We start from the raw sequence: 17,626 nt of genomic DNA on the forward strand, positions 1-17,626 counted from the left end.
TGCCTCATCGCTGGGCGCCGATCACCGCCTGATCGCTGGTAGGCACTCCCCAGGGTGCCATTGCCGGGCGCTTACGCTATGGCGACCTTCACCGCGGTTGAGCTGCGTCAACGTACCTCTGCGCTTGGCTTCGTCGTCGATATAGGTCAGCGTGTGCAGGGTCTTGTCGATGCGACCGAACTCGGCGACGGCTTGCGCGAGTCGGGTCGGTCGGTCGCCAACCTGGAGCGTGCGCATGATGCCCGCGGCAGACACCCGGCCGAGCTTGAGCGAGCCGGCCAGGCGCAGCATGTCATCCCAATGCGGCTCGATCTTCTGCAGGCTGAGGTGATGCGCAGAGATTGGATTGAGCAGGCCGTAATCCGCCTGTGCGTCAAGCCGCCAGAAGCGTGTGCCGCCGACGTCGGCAAGGCGCGGGCTGAATCGGTAGCCGAGCAGGCGGAACAGCCCGAACACCACGTCGCTGTAGGCGCCGGTGTCCGTCATGATCTGCGTCGGCTGGAGGTCTGTCTGCTGGTCGAGCACCACGGCCAGCAAGATCAGGCTGTCGCGCAGCGTGCCGGGCACGGTAATGTCGTTCAGGCCCGAGAACTGGTTCGACAGCAGGTTGTACCAGGTGATGCCTCGGCCGACGCCGAAGTATTTGGGGTTGGGGCCGGCATGTACCGTGCGTACCGGGACCACGAAACGCATGCCGTCGGCCGAGGCTACTTCGCCTCCACCCCATAAATTGGCCAGCGCAAGACGACTTTGCGCGGCGACCAGCGTCGCGTTGGCGGCGGTCAGCGTGTCGTCGCGCAGGTAGTTCTGGTCCACCCAGGACAGCCGATCGCGCCTGACCGCCGGCACGTCGTTGCGAACCAGCGGCTCCAGCCCGGTGTTGAAGGCCTCGGCCATCAGCACCGCGCACAGGCTGATGTGCAGGTCGGTCGCGCGCGCGGTGCGTTCCGAGATGTGGGTAAAGGCGTCGGTGACGCCGGTGCGCGACGCAATCTCCAGAATCAGTTCCGGCAGATCCACGCGCGGCAGCATGCCGGCCACCTTCTCGCGCAATTCGAGCAGCGAGGCTGGCTCGTCCAGTTTGTCCAGCGGACTGAGCACCAGTTCGCGCTTGTCGCCCGCCACGTCGAAGCGTACTGCAGGGTTGTCGGGCAATCTCGCTGCCACCGCCCGGTAGGTACGGTCCAGCTCGGAGGCCAGGGCGGTCAGCGTCGGTTCGGGGTCGGCCGACAGGCCCAGGGTCCGGCAGATGATCGGTCGGGTAGCGTCCCATTCAACGCCGTCGAGCAGACCGGTGCGCGGATCGGCATAGCGCCAGCTCGGTGCCACGAACACGTCGCGCCGCTTCAGGGCAATCTGTAGTTCTTCCAGCACGCAGAAGGTGTACGCGTGGAAATCGACGGCGCCGTCTTCGTTCACAACATGCCGCTGCCATGACTTGCCGACGATTTCGCGCGGAGCGTCGTTGCCAGGCTTCTTCCGTGTGATGTTGGCCTGCAGCCATTCGAAGGCGGCGACCACCGGCTTGCCTTCAGCATTCGCGCCGAAACGGATATGTTCGACCAACGCCGGCAGGTAGTGGCGCACGGTCCTGTATCTGGCATCCAGCTCCCGGAAGTATACGTTGTCAGCGGGCCGGATCAGGGCGTTGACACCTTCGAGTGCGCGCGTGAGGGTATCCCGCGGAATCCTCTCAAACAACGTGATGCGCAGCGCGGCATCCGGCACGCTCGTATCCAGCAGCAGTTGACACGCGTGGGCCAGGGTCGCCGCTGCCTGATCCAGATCCTTAAGCGTGCGCAGTCGTGCTTTTTTGTCGGCCTTGATGGCGTCGCCGAACAGTTCGCGCAGGAGCGCTTCAAGCACTTCAAGGGCGTCGTCCTGCGCAGTCGCTTCCAGGCAGTGCGCGAAGGCAACCAGCGTGGCCAAGCGGCGCGGATTCGGCAAGCGCAGAACGGCACTCGCCTTGGCGGCGCCAGCGAACCGCGCCAAAGCCGCCACACGAGTCGCAGGGATGCGCGCGGCGGCTGGCAGCTTGATGCCCAGTTCGCGTACCGAGCGCAGCCGCACCAGGGCCTGGACCAGCGATGGACCGCTGACTGTCACGGGCCCCGTGCGCAGGCGATCCAGTTGCGAGCTGCGGCTGCCGGAGGGCACGGCCAGCAGGCCTTCCAGCCTTGCCTGCTGTTCACTGCCGATACCGTGGGCGAGCGAGCGCCACAGCCTTTCCTCCACCCGGCTGCGCAGGCGCGCGATGTAGCGTTCGAGAGTGCTGCAACCGGGCAGCAGCACCTTGTGCGTCACCAGCCATGCAGTCGCCCGCTCGAACAATACACTTGGCCGGTCGGTGCCGGTCCAGCACAACGCGTATAGCCAGCGGGTAAGGCGAAAGCCAGCCCGGAGCTCGGTAATCTCGACGTAGCCGTAAGCGGCGCGGATTTCGATCGCGTGTTCCCAGCGCTGCTCGCCGGTGCTGTAGTCGCGTGTGCCGTCGATCACCTCGATTCGCAATTGCCTGGCCAGGGTATGCAGTACCGGCGCGGGCACCGCGAGCGGGTCGTCAAGGAAAGTACCGAGATACCGCACTGTGCCGAGCTGCGCGGCGAAACCGAGCCGGTTGTGCTCGCCGCGCTTCTTCGCGATCAGCGCATGGTCGGTATCGTCCAGGTGAAAGTAACGGGTCAGGTCGTGCGGCGACGGCACTCCGGTATAGCGGCCGTAGTTCTTGCGCTGTTCGTCAGAGAGGAAGCTGACGGGCACCGGCGTTACCTTTTCCCTGAGGGGGCATTGTCCCCTGCGTCGTTCGCGTGGTCGGAATTGGCCAGATGGATTGCCCAGATCCGTTTTACCTGGCTCTCGCTGCACCCGGTCAACTCGGCGGTTCGCTTGATGGTCTGACCGGTGCCACGAAGCGCGACGATACGCTGATGCGTCGCGGTGTCGGCCACGCGGCCGACGTACTTGCCCGCGGCCTTGGCGAGCTGAACGCCCTGGCGTTGCCGCTCGCGCCGCGTCTCTTGTCGGGATCAGAGGTGAGACGCAAGTCCGGGCGACTTCGGAATTCGGACAATAAAGCGCACTAACGTAGCCGCGCGCGGCAGCCGAGGCGCGGCCAAGGAGATAGCGACCTACTGGTTTGAATGACGCTGATCGACCCGAAAGCGACGGCGACCGCAGTGCATTGAAAGGCCATTGCCAGCGAATAGCGGCCGATTACCCCGCCGCGTGGTCGCGACTCGGTGCCGTCACTCCGTTGACTAATCGTTCTCCCGCGAGACCCTGCGACTACCATAGCTCGCTATGCAGCAAGCGCAATGGCAAGCATTTTCTGCCACGTGTTGACTGACGTGCACGCGGCAATGAGCCGAACTGATGGCGTAAAGTGGAGGCCAATAAACGTTGATCGCCGAAGGCTCGGCCTCACTCAATGATCAGAAGTTATGGATCAGGCCGATGCCCGCACCGAACTGGCTACGCGATGACGACGGCGAGTTGTTGAAACCGTTGCCGATCGATGCCGTTGCGTCGATGATCTCCCCGCCATTGAGCGTCATGCCGTTTGCGCGCTGGTAAGCCTCGACTGCGTAGAGGCCCGTGCGCTTCGACAGGTTGTAGAACTGTGACAGCGTGAACTGGTGGTACTGCGCTGCGCTCGTGATGCCGTTCGACCGGGTTGCGCGTGTGTAGCTGTAGCCACCCGCGAGGGCCCACTGGCCCACAGGCTTCCATCGAACCACGGCGCCTGCCGTGTTGAATGTCGCCTGGTTGCGGAATGTCGAGCCGACGCCCGGGATGTACTGCACGTTCGAGTACGACGCGGTGATGTCCCACTCGGATGTGAGGTAGCCCGCCGTCACAGCCACGCGCTGCTGCGCTTGCGCCGTCTTATACCCGTTGTTGATCGCCGACACGGCTGTCTGAGCGCCGCCGTTCGACAATGTGGATTCCGCCCCCCAGACACCGCCGCCCGGCGTCGAGTTATTCACACGCTGGAAGCCCGCAGCGATGCCATAGGGGCCGTGGACATACCGGACGCCCGCGCTCCAGTTCGAGCCGGCGTTCAGGCTGCCCGGCACGCCACCGAACGCGTACGATCCTCCGACGGTGAAGCCGTAAAACTCCGGCGACATGTAGACGAGCGAATTGTTAGCGCGGTAGTCGACGTCGAGCGCGTCGATGTCGCCAGGGTGCGCGCCGAAGTAGCCGGTCAGCCAGTTGTTCGGAGTGTACGGCGACAGCAGCGTGTAGTACGCCGTGTACTGGCGGCCTGCCGTCAGCACGCCGTAGCGCGGGTCGGACAGTCCCACCCACGATTGACGCGTGAACATGCCGCCGCTGAATTGCGAGGTACCGTTATTGGTGTTCACGCCCGCTTCGAGTTGAAAGATGGCCTTCAAGCCACCGCCCAGGTCCTCAGCACCCTTCAGACCGAACCGGCTTCCTAGCCAGACGCCCGTCGACATCTTCACCGCCGAGCGACCGCCGGTCGTCGAGCCGAGCGACGTGCTACTGCTTTGATAGGTGATGCCGTTATCGACGAGCCCGTAGAGGACCACGCTGCTTTGAGCGCAAACAGTGCCGGACGCAAGACCTGCGGCCGTCATGGCGATCGCGACGCATTTCTTCATCGATTTTCTCCGTCTTCAAATTCTTCCTTGACGCGGCCATACAACCAGGACATGAGACCAAAGCCTCAACGTGGTACCGCTTGCACGCTAGCCCTGCTCCTTTCTGGCAAGGAACAGCCCGACGGCGATGAGCACCGGTGGCACGGCAAAACTCCAGTGACCGGCAAGCCGGAACATGCCTGCTGCCGCACCGCATCCTGTTGCGAAGCTCGCGACACTTTCCGCCATCCGCACGAGCGGCGACGGTCCGCCGGACGCCGCAGGCTGAACCTTCCAGAAGCGGTCAGCCAGCTGCAGCATGAACTGGGTGACGGTACCCGTCATGAGCGTCGATGGCGGCGCATCCGACAGATGGGGCCGGTGCAGCGCATTCTGAATCGACATTGCGGCGACAAGCGTAAGGCCAGTAGCGACTGCCGTCCAGTCGTCTCCGTCGGTGAGCGGACCAAGCCGGATCGCCATCGCCGCGCCGAGCGCGAGCAACAGCACCTGAACGCCGAGCATCACGCGCAGTACCGGCGCGCCGGCCTCCGACAGCCGATAGCTCATAGCGCCCGCCAGCATGACCGTCAGGCAAAACACCGGCAACGCTAGCAGTTTCGCGACGGCGCCCGTCGTGCCAAAAGCGAACGTTGCCCCCAACGTGACGAAGTTTCCGGTCACGTGCGCCGTAAACAGGCCATGCGGCGCGAGAAAGCCTGCCGTGTCGACATAGCCTCCGTTAAAGCTCAGCAACGCCGGTAAATTCCGCCTCATCGAGCGATCCTTCATGATCTTTCGCAATCGCCGCGAGCATTGCATGCGAACAGCTTCTCCGCTAGCGATGGCATAGCGTGAATCGGGCTCACCTGGCTGGCAGATCCATCAATTGTGAAGCCATACCCTTTCGGCAACAGCAGACCGTGAACGAGTCCTTGCCCCTGCCGACGGCGCCGGTGTGCAATACAGGTTCAGCAGGCGCCGGCGCGTCGAATCGTGGTTATCGCGGCAACTACGCTGAGCGCTGCCGCGAGAAGGATGGATCAAATTTGCATTGAGCGCACTCCGCTGAGAATTATCAGTCTTGCCGTGCATCGGGCCGACGGACACGCTTGTCGGCGAAGTCGTGCCAGGCGACCAGCAGAAATCCGCCCACGAGACCGAGGTGTTCGAAGAACGCATTAGCTGTCGGCGTACGGTTGGGTGGCGCCATTTCCCAGAACCGGTTGACGAGGAACGTCGCCATCAGCGTGAACGCAGCCAGCGCGAGCGCACCGAGCCAGCGAAAACGGCCTGTGAGGATCGCGAGCGGCGCGGCCAACTCCAGCACGATGGTCGCGGCGGCCAACGGTGCGGCAGGCGCAAGTCCGGCATGAGCCATCTCCGCCACCGCCCCGCTGAAATCCAGGGCCTTCACAAGGCCGCCCTGCAGATAGGCCGAGCAAAGCCCGAGCAATGCGATCCATCTCACCGCAAGGACGCTCTTTGACGAGCGTGTCCATTCGACGGACGTTGAGCCGGAGCGCCGCGTCCTTGCCTCTTCGTCGCGCTCCATCTCATACCGCCCAGCAAGCGCATCCGAGCGCACCCCAGAACTCTTTCAGATCCGACGCCGGAATCTTGCTTGACCACGCACGCGCGTGCGAGTGGCCGTGCACGCTACATGCGCTCGCGCAGCCGCAAAGCTGCGCAGCGACGCGCTGCAGCGGTGCACCATTGCCGCCTTGCGGCGCGCCCCAGCCGGCGTAGCCGCCGTACGTACGCACCGGCGACCAGTCGGGCATGGCAGGCGGTACCGGTGAATCAAACTCCGCAAAAGGTCCGGCAGCAAACACGATCTTGCCGCCTACCAGAGTCAGCAGCGACGTCGTGTCGGGGATGTCGGCTTCGGGGCACGACATGTAGTCGCGATCTGGCACGATCAGGTCCGCGAACTGCCCGGCTTCGATTCGGCCTTTCCTGCCTTCTTCGTTCGAGAACCACGTGACGTTATCGGTCCACATGCGCAGGGCAGTCTCACGGTCAAGGCAGTTACGTTGCGGGTAGAGCCTCATGCCCGCCACGGTCCGTCCCGTTACGAGCCAGGCAAGCGACACCCACGGGTTGTACGAGGCGACACGCGTCGCGTCGGTGCCCGCCGACACCCTGACACCCTTTTCAATCATGCGTGCAATCGGTGGCGTTGCCTCGGCTGCCTGCGCGCCGTAACGTTCGACGAAGTATTCACCCTGGTACGCCATCCGATGCTGCACCGCAATGCCACCACCGAGGGCGGCGATGCGGTCCATTGAGCGTTCCGAGATTGTTTCCGCATGGTCGAAGAACCAGTTCAGGCCTGCGAGCGGAGTATCGCTGTTCACGCGCTCATACACATCGAGGGCACGGCTGATCGTTTCGTCGTAGGTGGCGTGCAGGCGCCACGGCCAGCGGTTCTGCGCAAGGATGCGCACGACTTCTTCCAGTTCGCCTTCCATCTCGGCAGGCATGTCCGGGCGCGGCTGGCGAAAGTCCTCGAAATCGGCAGCGGAAAACACGAGCATTTCGCCCGCACCGTTATGCCTGAAGTAGTCGTTGCCCTGCTTGTAGCTCGAGGTCTTCGTCCAGTTCAGGAAATCTTCCTTCTCGCCTTTGGGCTTTTGCGTGAAAAGGTTATAGGCGAGCCGGATGGTGAGCTGGCCGTCGTCGGAAAGCTTCTGGATAACCGCGTAGTCGTCCGGATAGTTCTGGAAGCCGCCGCCGGCGTCGATCGCGCCAGTCACGCCCAGGCGGTTCAGTTCCCGCATGAAATGGCGCGTGGAATTGAGCTGGTACTCGAATGGCAGCTTCGGGCCTTTGGCAAGCGTTGCGTACAGAATGGCGGCGTTGGGTTTGGCGAGCAGCAGGCCTGTCGGATTGCCAGCCCGGTCGCGCACAATTTCGCCTCCCGGTGGCTCGGGTGTGTCCTTCGTGTAGCCCACCACGCGCAGCGCCGCAGCATTGAGGATCGCGCGATCATACAGATGCAGGATGAACACTGGCGTGTCCGGTGCAATAGCGTTGATCTCGTCGATCGTGGGAAGGCGCTTTTCATCGAACTGATGCTCCGTGAAGCCACCCACCACGCGCACCCACTGCGGCGGCGGGGTGATCGCCACCTGGTGCTTGAGCATCGCCATGGCCGTGGCGAGCGAGCGCACGCCGTCCCAGCGCAACTCCATGTTGAAGTTCAGGCCGCCGCGAATGATATGAAGGTGGTTGTCGATGAGCCCCGGCAGCACGGGCTGTCCCTGCAGGTCGATCACCTGTGTGGCATCGCCGGCAAGCGGCAAAATATCCGCGTCGCCGCCTACCGCCGTGAAGACACCATCCCGGATCGCCACCGCGCTTGCCAGCGGGCTTTGCCGGTCCAGTGTCGTGAAGCGGCCATGGTGAAGGATCAGATCGGGGGCGTTCGTTGCGGGGCGGCTCATGAGCGTTTCTCCGGTAGGTTCGCGGAGGCGACACGCGTGGTATCGCCCGTATTGCGGCCAGGCAGGGAGCCGAACATGTGCTGGGTGCACTTCGACTGTTGCCAGGCAGTGTGAAAGGCGCTACCCGAGAGCATTTGTTTGGCAACCGGGACGATCTGCTCGCCGGCGAGAATGCCGAGTAGCCCCACCAGCGCGACGAGCGGTGGTGCTGGCGAGCGCACGTGAAGCAGGCTATAGATCACGCCGACCACCACACCGGCGAGCAGGGAAAAGAGATAGAGCTTCATCGGCTTGCCTCCTTGACGTTGCGCCTGCGAAGGACAGCGAGCGCATCTGATAGAACAGGGTTGCGCTCCAACATCCCAGCACGACGGTGGGTTGAAAAATCAGGAGAAGGCGGCCACCAGGTGGATGGGGCGGTGGGCGGAAAGCCATGGCCAAAGGTCTGCGGTACGCCGCATAAGCATGAATGAAAAGTAGTTCATTTGGAACGGTCCCGCCAGAAATTTGGACAGCCACCGCGTCCGCCCGGGATTCCTGATATCGGGAATCACTTGATTTTTCGCTGCTCGATTTATAGGCTTGTTCGTAGACTCGCCATGCTGCCGATAGCGTTCCCGCACGTTGATCCTGTCGACTCGACTCGAGCGGTGCAACATTCGCGTTTTCTCATCGATGTGGCCTTTACGCCCGGCGCTTAATTCAAAGTGCCGTTCATGATCGGATGTCTGGCCATTTGAAGATGTCCGAATTATCGACAGATTGGATGGATCAAACCATGAGCAATCCTAAACTTGAAGTACTGACACCTGAAAACTGTCAGCTGATTTTTATCGATCAACAGCCGCAGATGGCATTCGGCGTCCAGTCGATCGACCGCCAGGTGTTGAAGAACAATGTCGTGGCCCTTGCCAAGGCGGCAAAAGTCTTCAACATTCCGACCACCATCACGACAGTGGAGTCTGAGAGCTTCTCCGGCTTCACGTACCCGGAACTTCTGGATGTGTTCCCGGGGCAGAAGGTGCTCGAACGCACGTCGATGAATTCGTGGGATGACCAGAAGGTGCGTGACGCGCTGGCCGGCAATGGACGCAAGAAAGTCGTAGTCTCGGGCCTGTGGACCGAGGTCTGCAACAACACTTTCGCGTTGTGCGCGATGGACGAAGGCGGCTATGAAATCTATATGGTGGCCGACGCGTCAGGCGGCACCTCGAAAGACGCACACGACTTTGCGATGCAGCGCATGATCCAGGCGGGCGTCGTACCGATGACGTGGCAGCAGGTGTTGCTGGAGTGGCAACGCGACTGGGCGCGCAAGGAGACATACGACGCGGTGATGGCCATCGTCAGGGAGCATTCCGGCGCGTACGGCATGGGCGTGGACTATGCCTACACGATGGTTCACAAGGCGCCGCAGCGCACCGCAGGTGCGCATGAGGCACTTGCACCCGTGCACGCCGGATAGCCTGTCGCAAACGCGCTTCACCATACTGGGTCACGCCGGATATCTGGCGCCAGCTGTTCCGGCTTGCCTCAGCACAAAATGACGTTGGTCCGTGGACGGCGCTGAGAGGCGCGCGGCCGCGCCCGACTTGTTGCGCACGGCGGTGGGCGAAGTAAGACAGGCCGGTGTGTGTGGTCCTCGTCACGCACCGGCGCGCCGCACGGGACGGATCTTTCCGCCCGTCGTTCCGGAGCGATTCGATTGGGCAACATCAAAGCGACACCGCCGTCGGAGGGCGCCGCGGCTGGCGGCCCAAGCACACCGCGTGCGCCCTTCGGCTACCGGACCTTCACCGTGCTGTGGCTTGCCACGGTACTTTCCAATATCGGTACATGGATGCACGATGCTGGGGCCGGCTGGTTGATGACCAGCCTGTCGCCATCACCGGTATGGGTGGCGCTCGTGCAGACGGCGACTACGCTGCCAGTGTTCCTGCTGGCGCTTCCCGCTGGAGCGCTCGCCGACATCGTCGACCGGCGCAGACAGCTGCTCGTCGTGCAGTGCGTGCTCGCGATCGTCGCCGGCACACTTGGCACTGTAGTTTACCTTGGGGTCGCCAGCCCGTTGCTGCTGCTCTCCTTCACCTTCGCGATGGGCGTCGGCACTGCGGTCACGGCGCCCGCATGGCAAGCCATCGTGCCCGACCTCGTGCCACGCGACGTGCTGCAGCAGGCGGTGGCGACCAACAGCGTGGGCGTGAACATCAGCCGTGCGATCGGCCCCGCACTCGGCGGCTACGTTATCACCGTGATCGGTCAGGCAGCGCCGTTTCTGATCAACGCCACGAGTTACGCGCTCGTGGTTGCCGCGCTCACATGGTGGCAGCCTCAGCCGAAACCTGCGCGCAGGCTGCCGCCTGAGGACCTGCTGGGTGCGATGGTGGGAGGCCTGCGGTACGCGTGGCACAGCCGTCCATTGAAGGCCACCCTGACACGGGCCGCAGGCTTCTTCCTGTTCGCGAGCGCATACTGGGCCATGTTGCCGTTGGTTGCACGCAAGGTGCTCGGCGGCGGCGCCGAACTCTATGGCATCCTGCTTGGAAGCGTCGGCGTCGGGGCAGTGCTGGGAGCCTTCGCGCTACCGGCGCTGCGTCGCTCGCTGAACCCGGACAGGGTGGTTGCGCTCGGCACGCTCGGTACGACGCTCGCGCTGATGGCGTTTGCCGCCGTTCGCAATCCGGCGCTGGCGAGCGCTGCCAGCTTCATCGCAGGCGCATCGTGGCTTGCCGTGCTGACCACGCTCAACCTTTCCGTTCAGGTGAGTTTGCCCGAATGGGTGCGAGCACGGGGACTTTCGATCTTTGTGATGGTCTTCTTCGGCTCGATGAGCGCGGGCAGCGTGGTGTGGGGTCAGGTGGCGAGTCATCTCGGGATTCCTGTTGCCCTGTTCGCAGCGAGCGCGGGTGCACTGCTCGCCATTCCCGTGACGTGGCGCTTCAAGTTGCAGCAGGGCGATTCGCGCGGCCTCGCGCCCTCGATGCACTGGCCCGAGCCAATCGTCAACGCGACGGTAAACCACGACCGCGGTCCCGTGATGGTGACGATCGAATATCGCATCGACGCGTCGCGTGTAGGTGACTTCGTTGCGACACTCGATCAACTGAGCCAGGCGCGCCGGCGGGATGGCGCGTACGCGTGGGGCCTTTTCGAAGATGCTGCACAGCCGGGCCGCTTTCTGGAGTATTTCCTCGTTATGTCGTGGCTTGAACACCTGCGTCAGCACGAACGCTCCACGCTCGCCGACCGCGACGTGCAGCAACAGGCTCTGGCGTTTCACATCGGTGATTCGCCCCCCGTTGTTAACCATTTTCTTGCTCCGGTCGAGGTGCGAGACAGGCACGACGAGTCGTCCCCCTTGTCAACTTCAGCGAACTGAGGGTGCCTGGATCGCTTTCTCGTCGCTGGTTCCCAGCATTGCTGCTCCCTGTTCGGCGAATGTCCGAAAGGCATGAAACGACCCGTCCAGACTTTCCCGCTTGCTCATCACCGGCCATCAATTTCTTTGTTCCCCCAAAACCCTGGGCGATGCGCCGCCCGCGTTTGAGCCAGAACCGCATCAAGGGTATTCGCAAGCGAAGTCGTCCCGTCGGTGAAGAATGACGTCGCTATCACCGCACTCCACGGGGTCTGTTCGCGGCTCCAGGCAAAAGCCAGTCTGAGCGTGCGATGCACAAGGGACCATTTCGACCGGACCTGCTGCCACCAGCCGCCCTTTACGCCGGGACGGCAGGCATCGTTTCCTTAAGTCACGAATGGCAACACACACCCGAACCCGACAATTGCCGGCGCCGTGCCGGGTGTAGACGCACCCAACCATGTCGTCGATCTCAACGCGGGCACCCATAGCCTGCTGGGCGATGAGAGACCGCACGAATGCGGCCAGAATCGTGGGGTCGTTCCTTGTTCCTTTCGGGTTTGTGCTCGCCGTTGTCGCGGCGTGCACGGCGGCGACGCTCAGAATTTACATACGGCAAAAAGACTGGCCGCCCGGCCGTATCGCTGTCGATATGGAATTGCGCATGGAACCGGGATCGTGACCAATATATCCCGCGTGTGGTGTCCGTCGATGCGCCATCGATGGCAGTCAGCGAGCCCGTCTCGCCGAAATTTGCGAGAAAACACCCGTCACGCTGTTTATCAAGCAAGGTACGCGCATCGACACCACCACGCGACCATAGCCCGAAACCGACGGCGAACGTACAACAAATGTCCTGATCCGTTGCACGCACAATTCGGCGCGCTGCGTGCTCGGCGAGGCGATGTTCAGCAACAGCTTTGCCGGCATCGCACCGGTCAGCGCGCCGGGCTTTGTGCTTGCCGAACTGGTCGGTGCGGCGATCGGTCTGACTCTCCACACTGTTTTTGAATCGGGAGGGCAGCGTAAAGGCCAGCCGAACGTGCCTGAGTCTTCGGGAGAGAAAAAGAAGATTTACTGATGCGCGGCTTTGGGCACTCGCTCGCGAGCAGAGACGTAGCAGGCGCGGCACGAATGTCTGCGGCCAGCTTGCAAGCGGACATTTTCAGATCTAGTTCGAACGTCCTGTGGCCGGTTTGCGACGATGCTTTCCTACTGAACTGCGCTGGGCAGTGCTGCTGGCGCTTTATTGTCCGTGTTCTCAAATCTGAAGCCGGCGCAAACCCTGTCCGAGTTACCCGAATTCCCGCCGCACGCGGCGAACACTCACGCTTAACCCGGTTTTCCGTTCCACTGCGCCTCAAACCCCGTTTACGGCGCCGAAAAACCAGCGTGCCCCTTGAAATGGCGCATGAACACAGCGGTTCAGTTCCTGCCCGGTCGAAGCGTATTTGCAATCAGGCCGTAGCCGTCAAACCGGCCGGTCAGTTCGCCGCCCCAGGTCACCGCACCCCTACGGTAGTGCGGCGGAAGGCGACGCATACATCGTCGCCTTACAAATCTTTCGAGAAAATTAAGCCCGTCTCCGCACCGGCATCTGGTGCGACATACCCGCAGTAAAGCGATCGAGCCGTTCACTGGCATCGGTGATCGCCCAAAGCGGCGCGCGGTGCAGTTGCTGGTCATAATTCGTCGCGATTGTTGCGAACAATTCGAATGCTGCACTATCCAGCCGCCACGCGCCGGTCTCCCGGCCGATATCGAAAACCGCCGACACCGCACGCTCGGCCGCCTGCAACTGCTCGCTGGTTGCGGAGCCGAAGCCAGATTCAGCCAGAAAACCGCTCAGCAGCATGATTTGCGTGAGCGTCTGCGCATCGGTCACACTGCCGGTGCCACGCCGCAATGCGTCGAGCGCCAGATGGACACGCAGCGCGAGCTCATCGGCGATCTGCCGGGCGATCGGCAACAGCATCACCTTTGCATGCCGCGCACGCGCAGCACCGGTGTGACGGGAAAACGGAATAGCTTGTGCCATGAAGGTCCACTGTTTGTGCCTTTGCAGATGCAATAACGGCGCGCGCGGTAAAAGGTTGAGCCCTTTGGCGTACCTTGGCCGGCGATAGCTCGATTCTCCCGCCCAACCGCCCGATTGGCGTCGTGCAGGGCGCGCTCGGGCAACGCTGGTACGACGTCACGGTGCACGGCATGGAAAGCGCACGCGGGGCCCACGCCGATGGAACTGCGTCGCGATGCGCAGCTGGTCGCGGCCGATCTGATTCATACTGTCAATCGCACCGCACTCGATCGCGCGCCGCAGCCGTTCGCCGCGAAACTGGTCGAAGCGGTTCAGCAGGGCGCGGATGCGTTCGCGCTCGGTTTTTCGTCGATGGATGTCATTAGCGGTGCAGGTCATGACGCCGTCTATCTCGCGCGAGCCGCGCTGGCGGCGATGATTTTCGTGCCGTGCAAAGACGGCATCGGTCACAATGAAATCGAGGACGCGCGCGCCGACCATCTGGAAGCCTATCGCAGCGCGCTGCTACAGGCGATGCTGAATGCCGCGCAAACGGCAGGGAGCGCTAAGACATGAAAATCCTGATTGCAAGGATGAACCACGAGACCAACACCTTCTCGCCGGTCGACACACCGCTCGCAGCGTTTGGCCGCAACGGCCCGAGCTATGGCGAAGACGCGTTCAAAGAGAACAAAGGCATGCAGACGGCAATGGCCGCGTTCATCGACGCAGCCGAGCGTGAGAACGCGGAAATCGTGACGCCGATTTCCGCATCGGGGAATCCGAGCGGTCCGGTCGCCGTCGCTGCCTATGACGCAATTTGCAACGCGATCGTGGCGGCTGCATTCGGCTGCGACGCAGTCATGCTCGATCTGCACGGTGCGATGGTCGCGGAGAATTCGAACGACGGCGAGGGTGATCTTCTCGAGCGCGTGCGCGCCGCGTTGCCCGACGCACCGATCGCAGTCGCGCTCGATCTGCACGGCAACGTCACGCAGAAAATGATCGACAACGCCGATGTGATCGTCAGCTTCAAGACCTATCCGCATGTCGATATGTATGAGACCGGCGCGCATGCGGCGCGTCTGATGTTCGACCTGGTTCATGGCAAGGCGCAGCCGGTGATGGCATGGCGTCAGCCGCCGCTGCTCACGCATACGCTGCGCAGTGCGACAGCCGAAGGTGCGATGAAACGCGCCGTCGATGCCGCGCGTGCGGCCGAGGCCGACGGCATGCTCGCGGTGTCGGTGCTGTCCGGCTTCTCGCTCGCCGATATCGAGGCGCCGTGCATCAGCGTTGTCGTCGTGGCAAATGGCGATCGCGCGAAGGCGGAAGCGGTGGCTGAGCGCATCGCGCGGCAGATCTGGGACGAACGCGAAGATTTCGTTTACCGCAGCGCACCGCTCGCGGAGTCGGTCGCGCAGGCGGCGGCGCTCGCGCAGGGTGCCGACAAGCCGGTGCTGCTGCTCGATCACGGCGACAACTGCATGTCGGGCGGCACGTGCGACACGATGGATCTGTTCGAGGAAGCGCTGAAGCAAAATCTCGAAGGCGTCGTAAGCGGACCGTTGTGCGATCCGCAAGCGGTCGCGGCACTGATGGTGGCGGGCGTCGGCAGCACGGTGACGGTGACGATCGGCAATAAGCTCTTCGGTAAAGCAGTGGTGCCAAAGCCGCCGGTTGCCGTAACCGGCGTAGTGCGCGCGCTGACCGACGGCGAATACGTGATCAGCGGTCCGACCTACACCGGCCAGCGTGCATTCATGGGGCGCGCGGCGGTGCTCGACACCGGCACGGCGAAGCTCGTGATGACTGAACGTACGCACGAACCGTGGGACCTCGGTGTGTTCGAGAGCGTCGGTATCGATCCGCGCCGCGCGCGTTTTCTGTTGCTCAAGTCGCGGATGTATTGCCGGCCGGTTTTCGTGCCGATCGCCGCGGCGCTGGTGGAATGCGATAGCCGCGGCGTGACGAGCTCGGACTTCGGACTCTTTGCGTTCGAGCATGTCAGGCGGCCGGTCTATCCGTTGGATGCGCGGGCCGAATGGTCGCCACCGCGTTGAACAAGACACACGCCAGCGAGTAAGAAAGAGGGCTTGTGCTACGCGTACCGAGTCTCTATAATTCGCGCCTCTAAAGGCTCGTAGCTCAGTTGGTTAGAGCACCACCTTGACATGGTGGGGGTCGTTGGTTCGAATCCAATCGAGCCTACCAACGCATATGTGACGTAGACGGAAGCGACCCAGCTTTCGTCTACTGTCATGTTCTCGCATCGCATCGGCGCACATCGTCATCATCGTGCGTTCGTCCCGTCAGTGCTCTCCTTTTGTATTTCCTCGCAGCCTGTCTCGCTCGCTTATGCATTTGCACGAGCAGGGGCAAGCGCGTCACGTCATGTCCAGAAATGCCGGATGCGCGTCGCGCTCGCGCGTGCGGACGTCGGCGTGACCGGACTTGCCGAAAGTCAGGCGCTCTGCTGACCGATTTCGTGATTGGCGAGTATTTCGAGTGCGCGCACCATCGCGGAGTGGTCCCATGCTTTGCCGCCGTGCGCGACGCATGCGTTAAAGAGCGCCTGGCAGGTGGCGGTATTGGGCAAGGACACACCGAGCGCTTGCGCCGTGGAGAGCGCGAGATTCAGGTCCTTCTGGTGAAGTTCGATCCTGAACCCCGGGTCGAACGTGCGTTTCGTCATCCGCTCGCCGTGCACTTCGAGGATGCGCGACGATGCAAACCCCCCCATCAGCGCTTCGCGCACGCGCGCCGGATCGACACCTGCCCTGGAGGCGAGCAGCAGGGCCTCGCCGACCGCCTCGATCGTCGCCGCGACGATGACCTGGTTGGCCACTTTACACACCTGTCCGGCACCGACATCGCCGATCAGCGTGACGTTCTTGCCCATCATGTCGAACAGCGGCTTGACGTTGCCGAAGGCGGTTGTCGTGCCGCCGACCATGATGGTCAACGAACCGGTTTTTGCACCGACCTCGCCGCCTGAAACCGGCGCGTCCAGATATTCCGCGCCGCGTTCGCGCACACGTGCGGCGAAGTCCCGGGTGGCCATCGGCGAAATCGAACTCATGTCGACGACGGTTTGCCCCGCGCGTAACGCGCCGGCGAGTCCCTGCTCGCCGAACAGAACGCGCTCGACGTCCGGCGTGTCCGGCACCATGATGAAGATCACGTCGGCTTGCTCTGCAACCGCTGCCGGGCTATCGCATGCAATTGCGCCTGCCTGCTTGAGATCGTCGGGTACGCCGCTGCGCGTGAATGCGGCGAGGGTGACGCCATTCTTGAGGAGGTTGGCGGCCATGGGCTTGCCCATGATGCCGAGTCCGATAAAGCCTGCTTTTTGCATGATGTTCTCCGGGGATGTGATGGCGGCCGCGGTTGCCGGCCCGCTCATTTCTGCATGAAGTGTTTTTGAACCGTCTGCGCCGCGCCTTTCAGCAGTCCCATGTCCGCGCAGACCGCGACTACGCGGCAGCCCATCGAGATATAGCGCTCCGCATCCGTCTGAACGGGCGCGAGGATTCCGCTCGCCTTGCCGGCGGCCTGCGCACGTTCGAACACGCGCGCGATCGCCTGTTGCACGTCGGGATGGCCGGCGTTGCCGATGTGGCCGTAAGCGGCGGCGAGATCGGATGGTCCGACGAAAACGGCATCGACTCCGTCGACGGCGAGGATCTCGTCGATCGCCTCGACTGCTTTGCGGCTCTCAATCTGGACGATGACGCAGACATTGTCGTTAGCGATGTCGAAGTAGTTCGGCACGCTCGCGTAGCGATTGCCCCGTTGGCTCACCGAGACGCCGCGAATGCCCTGCGGTGGGTAGCGGGTTGCCGAGACGGCGCGGGCCGCGTCCTCGGCGCTGTCGACAAACGGCACGAGGAAGTTCGAAAAGCCGCTATCGAGCAGCCGCTTGATGAAGACGCTGTCATTGGCCGGCGGCCGGACGACGGGCGCGCTCGGGCTGTCCTTGAGCGCCATCAGTTGGGGAATCAGCGTCAGCACGTCGTTTGGCGCATGCTCGGCATCCAGCAGCAACCAGTCGAAGCCGATAATGCCGAGCAGTTCAGTGGTGATCGGACTCGCTAGCGAGGCCCAGCAGCCGACCAGGGTTTCGCCGCCGCAGACCGCGCGGCGGAAGGTGTTGGGTAAGGGCTGATATGGCGTTGCGGCTGTCATGGCTGTG

Annotated in this window: 12 protein-coding genes, 1 tRNA gene and 4 pseudogenes; 7 read left to right on the top strand and 10 right to left on the bottom strand. The window is 62.9% G+C overall.

The window, feature by feature from the left end; genetic code table 11:
- Positions 1-54: 54 nt before the first annotated feature.
- The 7 genes and pseudogenes from SB772_RS11480 to SB772_RS11510 all read right to left on the bottom strand — a co-directional run.
- A pseudogene (locus tag SB772_RS11480) lies at positions 55-2,760 on the bottom strand (Tn3 family transposase); the annotation flags it as partial.
- Between the two features lie 5 nt (positions 2,761-2,765).
- Positions 2,766-2,948 (bottom strand): helix-turn-helix domain-containing protein, encoded by a 183-nt coding sequence (locus tag SB772_RS11485; protein ID WP_410833385.1) that lies wholly within the window; start codon positions 2,946-2,948, stop codon positions 2,766-2,768.
- A gap of 483 nt (positions 2,949-3,431) precedes the next feature.
- A complete protein-coding gene (locus SB772_RS11490) occupies positions 3,432-4,628 on the bottom strand; it encodes a porin (RefSeq protein WP_410833386.1) in 1,197 nt (398 codons plus the stop codon).
- Positions 4,629-4,715: 87 nt separating this feature from the next.
- Positions 4,716-5,384 carry a YoaK family protein gene (locus tag SB772_RS11495; protein WP_410833387.1) on the bottom strand — a complete coding sequence of 223 codons (669 nt, stop codon included), beginning with the start codon at positions 5,382-5,384 and terminating at the stop codon, positions 4,716-4,718.
- Positions 5,385-5,685: 301 nt separating this feature from the next.
- Positions 5,686-6,078: a DoxX family protein gene (locus tag SB772_RS11500; RefSeq protein ID WP_410833388.1), complete on the bottom strand. Its 393-nt coding sequence runs from the start codon at positions 6,076-6,078 to the stop codon at positions 5,686-5,688.
- A gap of 85 nt (positions 6,079-6,163) precedes the next feature.
- On the bottom strand, positions 6,164-8,056 hold the full coding sequence (locus SB772_RS11505; RefSeq protein ID WP_410833389.1) for an amidohydrolase: 1,893 nt from the start codon (positions 8,054-8,056) through the stop codon (positions 6,164-6,166).
- Complete coding sequence (locus SB772_RS11510; RefSeq protein ID WP_410833390.1) at positions 8,053-8,343, bottom strand: XapX domain-containing protein; 291 nt, start codon at positions 8,341-8,343, stop codon at positions 8,053-8,055. Before SB772_RS11510 ends, SB772_RS11505 begins: the two co-directional genes overlap by 4 nt.
- A gap of 491 nt (positions 8,344-8,834) precedes the next feature.
- Here SB772_RS11510 and SB772_RS11515 point away from each other — a divergent pair, with 491 nt between their 5' ends.
- The 4 genes and pseudogenes from SB772_RS11515 to SB772_RS11530 all read left to right on the top strand — a co-directional run.
- Positions 8,835-9,521: a hydrolase gene (locus tag SB772_RS11515; protein ID WP_410833391.1), complete on the top strand. Its 687-nt coding sequence runs from the start codon at positions 8,835-8,837 to the stop codon at positions 9,519-9,521.
- Positions 9,522-9,761: 240 nt separating this feature from the next.
- Positions 9,762-11,435 carry an MFS transporter gene (locus SB772_RS11520; RefSeq protein WP_410833392.1) on the top strand — a complete coding sequence of 558 codons (1,674 nt, stop codon included), beginning with the start codon at positions 9,762-9,764 and terminating at the stop codon, positions 11,433-11,435.
- Positions 11,436-11,837: 402 nt separating this feature from the next.
- Positions 11,838-12,237 (top strand): annotated as a pseudogene (locus SB772_RS11525) (OsmC family protein).
- A gap of 81 nt (positions 12,238-12,318) precedes the next feature.
- Positions 12,319-12,495, top strand: a pseudogene (locus SB772_RS11530) (aquaporin family protein); the annotation flags it as partial.
- A gap of 492 nt (positions 12,496-12,987) precedes the next feature.
- Here SB772_RS11530 and SB772_RS11535 read toward each other — a convergent pair.
- Positions 12,988-13,452, bottom strand: a complete 465-nt coding sequence (locus tag SB772_RS11535; RefSeq protein WP_410833393.1) for a hypothetical protein — start codon at positions 13,450-13,452, stop codon at positions 12,988-12,990.
- A gap of 107 nt (positions 13,453-13,559) precedes the next feature.
- On the opposite strand from SB772_RS11535, the pseudogene SB772_RS11540 reads away from it, so the two are divergent.
- The 3 genes and pseudogenes from SB772_RS11540 to SB772_RS11550 all read left to right on the top strand — a co-directional run.
- Positions 13,560-14,007, top strand: a pseudogene (locus SB772_RS11540) (M20/M25/M40 family metallo-hydrolase); the annotation flags it as partial.
- Entirely contained in the window at positions 14,004-15,494 is a 1,491-nt protein-coding gene (locus tag SB772_RS11545; RefSeq protein ID WP_410833394.1) for a M81 family metallopeptidase, read from the top strand. The pseudogene SB772_RS11540 and the gene SB772_RS11545, both read left to right, overlap by 4 nt.
- 74 nt (positions 15,495-15,568) lie before the next feature.
- Positions 15,569-15,645: transfer RNA gene (locus SB772_RS11550), tRNA-Val, on the top strand.
- 250 nt (positions 15,646-15,895) lie between these two features.
- Here SB772_RS11550 and SB772_RS11555 read toward each other — a convergent pair.
- The gene (locus tag SB772_RS11555) at positions 15,896-16,837 is read right to left on the bottom strand and encodes a 2-hydroxy-3-oxopropionate reductase (protein WP_410833395.1); all 942 of its coding nucleotides are present in this window, start codon (positions 16,835-16,837) and stop codon (positions 15,896-15,898) included.
- Positions 16,834-17,619 (bottom strand): 2-dehydro-3-deoxyglucarate aldolase, encoded by a 786-nt coding sequence (garL, locus tag SB772_RS11560; protein WP_410833396.1) that lies wholly within the window; start codon positions 17,617-17,619, stop codon positions 16,834-16,836. Before garL ends, SB772_RS11555 begins: the two co-directional genes overlap by 4 nt.
- Between the last annotated feature and the right edge of the window lie 7 nt (positions 17,620-17,626).

The sequence above is a fragment of the Paraburkholderia sp. SIMBA_030 genome (assembly GCF_046535245.1).
In the GTDB taxonomy this organism is placed as follows: domain Bacteria; phylum Pseudomonadota; class Gammaproteobacteria; order Burkholderiales; family Burkholderiaceae; genus Paraburkholderia.

Excerpts from the sequence above, each read along its gene's own strand:
- SB772_RS11535 (WP_410833393.1), bottom strand. The coding sequence starts at position 13,452 with ATGGCACAAGCTATTCCGTTTTCCCGTCACACCGGTGCTGCGCGTGCG.
- SB772_RS11545 (WP_410833394.1), top strand. The coding sequence starts at position 14,004 with ATGAAAATCCTGATTGCAAGGATGAACCACGAGACCAACACCTTCTCG.
- SB772_RS11555 (WP_410833395.1), bottom strand. The coding sequence starts at position 16,837 with ATGAGCGGGCCGGCAACCGCGGCCGCCATCACATCCCCGGAGAACATC.
- SB772_RS11510 (WP_410833390.1), bottom strand. The coding sequence starts at position 8,343 with ATGAAGCTCTATCTCTTTTCCCTGCTCGCCGGTGTGGTGGTCGGCGTG.
- SB772_RS11495 (WP_410833387.1), bottom strand. The coding sequence starts at position 5,384 with ATGAGGCGGAATTTACCGGCGTTGCTGAGCTTTAACGGAGGCTATGTC.
- SB772_RS11505 (WP_410833389.1), bottom strand. The coding sequence starts at position 8,056 with ATGAGCCGCCCCGCAACGAACGCCCCCGATCTGATCCTTCACCATGGC.
- SB772_RS11515 (WP_410833391.1), top strand. The coding sequence starts at position 8,835 with ATGAGCAATCCTAAACTTGAAGTACTGACACCTGAAAACTGTCAGCTG.
- garL (WP_410833396.1), bottom strand. The coding sequence starts at position 17,619 with ATGACAGCCGCAACGCCATATCAGCCCTTACCCAACACCTTCCGCCGC.
- SB772_RS11490 (WP_410833386.1), bottom strand. The coding sequence starts at position 4,628 with ATGAAGAAATGCGTCGCGATCGCCATGACGGCCGCAGGTCTTGCGTCC.